Below are 6703 nucleotides of genomic sequence, written 5' to 3'. Positions count from 1 at the left end.
ACTCGCCGCCAGTCATGTCCAGCTCCCCTCTCTCCACACCCCACGCTACCGGATACTCCGGCAACCATCAACAACCAAAACTAATGATGCCCCGAACAGCGCAAACCCGTAATGATCAAGATCGATAAGAAGTTCCGACACCCACCCCGCACCCCACCCGAACCCCGGCCACCCCGGACCCCGGCCCGGACCACACCCCGGCCCGGACCGGACCGGGGAATCGGACGGACGGCCGGATCAGGCCGGCCGGTGCGGTCGGTGCGGTCGGTGCGGTCGGTGCGGTCGGACCGGACCGGGCCGGACGGATCAGCCCGGATCGGGCCGGACGGATCGGGCCGGTCGGGCCGGATCGGGCCGGTCGGGCCGGTCGGGCCGGTCGGGCCGGCCCGGATCGCCTGGCCGCAAGCAGGACCACACCCCCTGCACCCACCCGGGGCGCAACAGGGCCGCCACCACGGCACGAGCCCCCAGACAGGACAGCCGGACAGTCAGGCCGTCAGGCCGTCAGGCCGTCAGGCGGTCAGGCGGTCAGGCGGTCAGGCGGTGGCAGTCAGCCCGCCGGGCGGGCGGGCGGCCATGGGGAGCGTGTCTTTGGCACCGTTCTTCTGCGACCGCCGCAGCAGGGAGTTCGGGCTCCCGGTCATCGGCGTGTTGGTCCGGCCCCGGCCGCCTTGGATGTTCCAGGGCGGTGTCTGACCCCCGTGGGCGCGGTGGCCGGGTGCCCGGCTGCGGGCAGGGGGCCCCAGGACGGCCGTCCTGGGGCGGGGGCAGCCGCCTGGGGCAAAGCCGGGGCGGGCGGGTGCCGGTTTTGTGAAGGAGGCGGGCAACCACCGGGGCTCGACCCCCAGGGGGTGGTTGCCCGCTTCGGGCCTGCCGGCCACCGGACAGGCCCGAAGCGGGCCCCGGCCCGGCGTCTCGCAGCCGGTGGCCTCCGTCAAGGAGTACCGCCCGCGAAACAGCCCGCCGGCCGCCCCGGGCAGGAAGGCGAACCCGCCCACCCCGGGCCCGGCCGGACCGGCAACAGCCGCAGCAGGCGGCACAGGCAACCCGCCCCGCCCCGCCCCGCCGCGTTTTTCTCAGGCCTCGATCTCGTCCGGGGCCGGGGTGTCGAAGGAGTAGACGTGCAGCTTGATGCCGTCCGGGTCGTGGAAGAACACGATGTACCCGATCGCCGCGATCCGCAGACCGGAGTTCTCCACACCCTCCGCGTTGAGATGGTCAACCCAGGACTGCACCTCAGCCTTGCCCTGGACCGCGAAACTGACCGGGTCGAACCCCGACAGCGAATCCGAGAGCTCCTTGTTCTCACGGAACGCCAGCAGGGTGTTGTCCAGACCGGTGAGCTTTCCCACCGAACCCCGCACGATCCCCTCGTCGTCCTTGAACTCCATCGTCGTGGCAAAACCAAAGACACGGCCGTACCACTCGATCGAACGCTGAATGTCGCTGACCGCGAACTTCACATGGTGGATCCCGCCGAGAGCCGGCATGACAACTTCCCTTCCCTGGATACCTACACACGAAAAACCCATGACCAAGAGCTGTCCCGCAATCCCCGGCGAACCCAGCAGCGACACCCACGGCACCCCCGGCACAACCACGACCCGCCCCCACACCACCCACACATGGAAACGACCCACCACCGAACGACACCACACCCGCCACCACACCCGAGCCCACCGCGAACAGCGGGACAGCCCTTACCCACCCACCACCAACACCCCACAGGGCCGCACCAACGCGAGAATCCTCAACCCGACCCTGCGGACACCAGGACAGCGCCGAAGACCTCCCGGGACAACCCGCGGGCCGAACAGGCCGCGCTCACCACCAGAACCCCCACCGGGGCTCCCCGCGGGCCCGGCAAGATCCGCCGGACAGGCCCTAGCGCCGGGACCCGGTCGGGTCCCCGCTACGAGAACGCCCCGCCCCATCACCCACCGGACCGCCCGGGTCCTGCGGCGCCGGCGACAACGTCAAGAACTCCCTGACCCGCAACACCGACAACGCCAACCGCAGACTCCTGCGGATACGCACCGACCCGTCATCAGCAGCCAGCACCGGATCGACCAACGCCACCCGACGGCGACGCACCACCAACTCGCACCCACCCGCCGCCCGCACGTTCTTGACCCAGTCCGTCCCCGACCCATACGGCAACGTCACCACATAAGCACCCTGATGCCGGAAAACCTTCACCGGCGTCCGATACTCACGCCCCGAAACCCGCCCCCGATGCACCACCAACCCAAAACCCGGCAACCGCCCGAACAACGGACCAGCCACACGATTACCCAACGCCTTGTTGAACCGCGCCCACCGACGACCCAAAGTCATAACCGGGAACTCCTCCACCACCCGAAGACACCCCCACCCCCACCCACCAGGCAGAACGCACAGGCATCCAAACGACAGCCCCCCACAACCCCAAGGAGACCCTCAACACAAGACCACACCCCACCCCCACACCACCACCACGCACCCCCCAAACCGCCAGGCACCACCACACCCACCAAGCAACGCGCAGCCCCGGCACACAGCCGAACCCAGCACACCGATAAGACCAGACCAACAGCACCCAGCACAGCGCACAGGACAGCACACAGGACAGCACACGGGACAGCACGGCGCACGACCCGGCAGGCACCGCCCGACCCCGGCGAAAACCGCCAACCCCAGCGGACAACAAAAGACTCGGCGGTCACCCGCAACCCAGCGGCACCACCAGACCCGGCGGACACACAGCAACACCGCGACGGCACCACCAAACCCAGCCACGCACAGGAGCCCAGCAGCCGGACCGCAGTTCAGCGAACACCACCCGCCAGACCGAGGCCGGCACCGCACCACTGCCACGGCACCACCACGCCCCACCGAAAGCAGGGGGGGTTCAGCAGGAAGACGGAGTTCACCGGGCACCGCCATCCAGGCCGGCACCGCAACAACACGGCAGACACCCCCAACCCAACAAACACCGCAAGATCAGGCAGGTACCGCCACATGGGCGGAACAGCAGGGCCCGGCCACCCCCTGAGGGCAACCCTCCCACCGGACACAGGCCGAAGCCCCAAACACGAGAAGGCGCCAGGGCCTGCCGGACACCACCGGGACAGGGCAGAGCGCAACACACCCGACAGCCACCACCGGAGCGGGGCGGGCACCACCGAGACGGGGCGAGACCGAGAGCAACACACCCGGCGGCCAGACCGCGATACACCGCACACCACAAGAACGAGGCGGGGCACCCCCTGAGCCCGGCAGCCACCACCAACTCAAACCACGCAACGCCAAGTTCACCGGCCACCCCAGGCCGAGACAGACACACGCCACACCCGGCAGCCACCGCCCGTCAGACGGTCACCGCACGGTCAAGCAGTCACCACCGGGCCAACGCGGACAGGCACGATCCAGGCCCAACAACCACCACCACACCAGGCGGCCACCGCCAGTCGCCACAGCCACCGCCACAATCGGCAGACCCACCACGTTGGGCGGGCACCGCACGGTCGAGCAGTCACCGCCAGACCGGGTCAGGGCACCACCGGAAGCGGGGCAGACACACGCCACACCCGGCAGCCACCGCCAACTCAAACCAAGCGCCGCCAAGTTCACCGACCACCGCCAGGTTTGGCGAGCCACCACCAGGCCGGGGCAGACACACGCCACACCCGGCAGCCACCGCCACGTCAGACAGCCACCGCACGGTCAAGCAGTCACCACAAGACCAACGCGCACGGACACCGTCCAGGCCCAACAACCACCACCACACCAGGCGGCCACCGCCAGTCGCCACAGCCACCGCCACCGCCACCGCCACAATCGGCAGACCCACCACATTCCAGCGGACCCGCCACGTTGGGCGGGCACCGCCCCCGGCAGGGCGGGCAGGCCCGGGCACCCCCCGGGGCGGGGCGGGTAGGCCCGGGCACCCCCCGGGCAGGGCGGGCAGGCCCGGGGGGCGCCCGGGCGGGGCAACGCCAGCCGGTCACCACCGGGCCGGTGCAGACACACGCCACACCCGGCAGCCACCGCCCGTCAGACAGCCACCGCACGGTCAAGCAGTCACCACCGGGCCAACGCGCACGGACACCGTCCAGGCCCAACAACCACCACCACACCAGGCGGCCACCGCCAGTCGCCACAGCCACCGCCACAATCGGCAGACCCACCACGTTCCAGCGGACCCGCCACGTTCCAGCGGACCCAGCCACGTTCGGCGGACCCGCCACGTTCCAGCGGACCCAGCCGCGTTGGGCGGGCACCCCCCGGGGCGGGGCGGGCAGGCCCGGGCACCACCGGGGCGGGGCGGGCAGGCCCGGGGGGCGCCCCGGGCTGCGCCGGCCCCCCGGGGGGGTGGCAGCCCCCCCGGGGGGCCCGGGGGGAGGGGTGGTGTCAGCCGTCCCAGCGGGCGTAAGCAGCGCGCAGCTCCTCCTCCAAGCGGCCGAAGGACCCCTCGAAGAACGTCAACGGCTCCTGCCGCCGCCGGTGCACACCCAGCTGAACGACCTCACCCACCACGATCATGTGATCCCCGCCCGGATACTCCGCACGAATATCACAATCCATATACGCCAACGACTCACCCAGCACCGGCACCCCCCGGGCACTCCGCCCGGAAAACACCCGCCCCGCAGCCGGCGCCTGCCGCCCCGCGAACACCTGCGCCAACTGCTCATGACGCCGCGCCAGCAAATTCACCGCGAACCGCCCACTCCGCGTGAGCTCCCCACGCAACCGCGACTCACGATGAATACAGAACAACACCAACGGCGGATCCAACGACACCGACGTGAACGAATTCACCGTCGTCCCGTCACCCTCATCACCCGCCCCCGTCGAGATCACCGTCACACCCGTGACGAACATCCCGCACACACGCCGCAACGACCGCCCATCAGCGGGAAACACATGATGCGCCACCTCATCCGACACACCACCCTCACCAACCGGCCCGCCCACCCCCGCCACCACTACAGCAACTTCCGCGCACGCGGACCGGCCTTGACCCCACCGGACACCACGAAACGAGTCAACTTCCGCATATCCGGACCCGCCGAGAACAACCCCCACCGAACAAACCGCCCCACATCCAACGTGTTCGGCGCGACGAACCGCGTCGCCGGATCCTTCCACCCGAACGTCGGATTCACCTCAGGACTGTCCTGCACCACCTTCAAGATGATGTCCGCGGCCTCATCACCGGTCAACTCACCCACCTCGAACTTCTCACACGTCTCCGCAGTCACCTCCAAAATCCGCTGGAACGTCGTACTCTCCGGCCACCACAACCCCGGATTCTCCGTCTTCTCCAACGCCTGGAAATGCGCGTTGTCCCCATCCACCACATACCGCAGACGCGCACCCGTCAACCGCATCACACCCGGCGTGATGAAACACCCCCACACCCGGAACACCGCATTCCACAACCGGAAATGCGAGAACGAGATCAACGCACTGTTCACCAGATCATCGTTGAAGTCCAGCAGACCCGCCTCGAGCTTCTCCACATACTCGAACCGCTCCTCGGAGAAGTCATCGTCCCGCAACGCCTCCAACACCCGCGACGCCAAAGCGTCCACAACCTCCATCGTGTTCGACAACCCACGCGAGAACAACGGATCGATGAACCCCGCCGCATGCGACATCAAACACCACCGGTAACCCACCGACTTCCGAGACGAATACTGCAACCGCCCCGTCGACACCCACTCACGCACCGGCCGCGCACCCTCGAACTGCCGCGCAATCGCCGGATACTTCGCCAAAAACGAATCGAACTCCTCCTGCGGCGTCATATCCTCCGGCTTCGGATACACCCGCTCATCCAACTGCAAACCCACACTCACCAACGGGTTCTTCGACTTCTTGTAGTTGTTGAACGGAATGATCCACAACCACCCCCGGTCGATCATATGATGCATCGTGCCCTTATGCCACTTGATCGGCGGACGGTGCTCCCGCGGAACATCCACCACATCATCATACGGCTTGATCCCGATGAAATGATTGAACAACGACCGCGAATGATGCTTGAACCGCGCCGGCTTCTCCCGCAGATCAAACTTCTCCGCCAACAACGAACGGAACCCCGACGCATCAATCAAATACCGCGCCCGGAACACCTCACCATTCGCCCCCGTCACCGTCACACCATCCGCATCGAACTGAAGATCCTCAGCCCGCCACTGCTGCCGAACCTGAACCCCATACCGCACCGCAGTATGAAACATCCACGAATCCGTGTCCTGCCGAAACATATGACTGTTCTGCGCCAACACCCGCGGAATCGCAAACTGCGTCGACTCCGCCGGATCCGGCTCCACACCCACCACATGCCGCTGAAAACCAAAATGCACCTTCACCCCATGCGAAGGCCCCACCACACGATTCGTCACCCCCACCTTCGCCAACGACGCCAACTCCGGCACCCCATACCGCTCCGCCAAAATATGCAACCACTCCGCCAACTGCGGCGTCTGCGACTCCCCAATCGCCATCCGCGGATGCGACCCCGCATCCACCAACACCACACTCACACCCTGCGACGCCAACACCGTCGCCACCGTCGACCCCGCCAACCCCGAACCCAACACAAACACATCACACACCCGCACCCCACCAACACCCACCATCACACAACTCCCCTCACAGAGAACCGAATACCAGTCAGCGACGAATGCACGTACCCATGCGAACAACACCA

At 67.6% G+C, this 6703-nt stretch carries 4 protein-coding genes; all 4 read right to left on the bottom strand.

Annotation, left to right across the window (positions count from 1 at the left end):
- Window positions 1-1076 precede the first annotated feature (1076 nt).
- The 4 genes from BUE44_RS25215 to BUE44_RS25200 all read right to left on the bottom strand — a co-directional run bounded on the left by BUE44_RS25215 (window position 1077) and on the right by BUE44_RS25200 (window position 6632).
- Window positions 1077-1490, bottom strand: a complete 414-nt coding sequence (locus BUE44_RS25215; protein ID WP_073501277.1) for a VOC family protein — start codon at window positions 1488-1490, stop codon at window positions 1077-1079.
- A 394-nt stretch (window positions 1491-1884) separates the two neighbouring features.
- Window positions 1885-2337 (bottom strand): nitroreductase family deazaflavin-dependent oxidoreductase, encoded by a 453-nt coding sequence (locus BUE44_RS25210; protein WP_079190067.1) that lies wholly within the window; start codon window positions 2335-2337, stop codon window positions 1885-1887.
- Between the two features lie 2055 nt (window positions 2338-4392).
- The gene (locus BUE44_RS25205; protein ID WP_235002431.1) at window positions 4393-4932 is read right to left on the bottom strand and encodes a flavin reductase family protein; all 540 of its coding nucleotides are present in this window, start codon (window positions 4930-4932) and stop codon (window positions 4393-4395) included.
- Between the two features lie 38 nt (window positions 4933-4970).
- Window positions 4971-6632: an NAD(P)/FAD-dependent oxidoreductase gene (locus BUE44_RS25200; RefSeq protein ID WP_073501275.1), complete on the bottom strand. Its 1662-nt coding sequence runs from the start codon at window positions 6630-6632 to the stop codon at window positions 4971-4973.
- Window positions 6633-6703 lie beyond the last annotated feature (71 nt).

The sequence above is a fragment of the Actinacidiphila paucisporea genome (genome assembly GCF_900142575.1).
Taxonomy (GTDB): Bacteria; Actinomycetota; Actinomycetes; order Streptomycetales; family Streptomycetaceae; genus Actinacidiphila; species Actinacidiphila paucisporea.
Note: the sequence above shows the minus strand (reverse complement) of the source record. Positions and strands in the feature narration are given on the sequence as shown.

Bases quoted from the DNA above. Each gene is read 5' to 3' on its own strand.
- BUE44_RS25215 (WP_073501277.1), bottom strand. From the start codon at position 1,490: ATGCCGGCTCTCGGCGGGATCCACCATGTGAAGTTCGCGGTCAGCGAC.
- BUE44_RS25210 (WP_079190067.1), bottom strand. From the start codon at position 2,337: ATGACTTTGGGTCGTCGGTGGGCGCGGTTCAACAAGGCGTTGGGTAAT.
- BUE44_RS25200 (WP_073501275.1), bottom strand. From the start codon at position 6,632: ATGGTGGGTGTTGGTGGGGTGCGGGTGTGTGATGTGTTTGTGTTGGGT.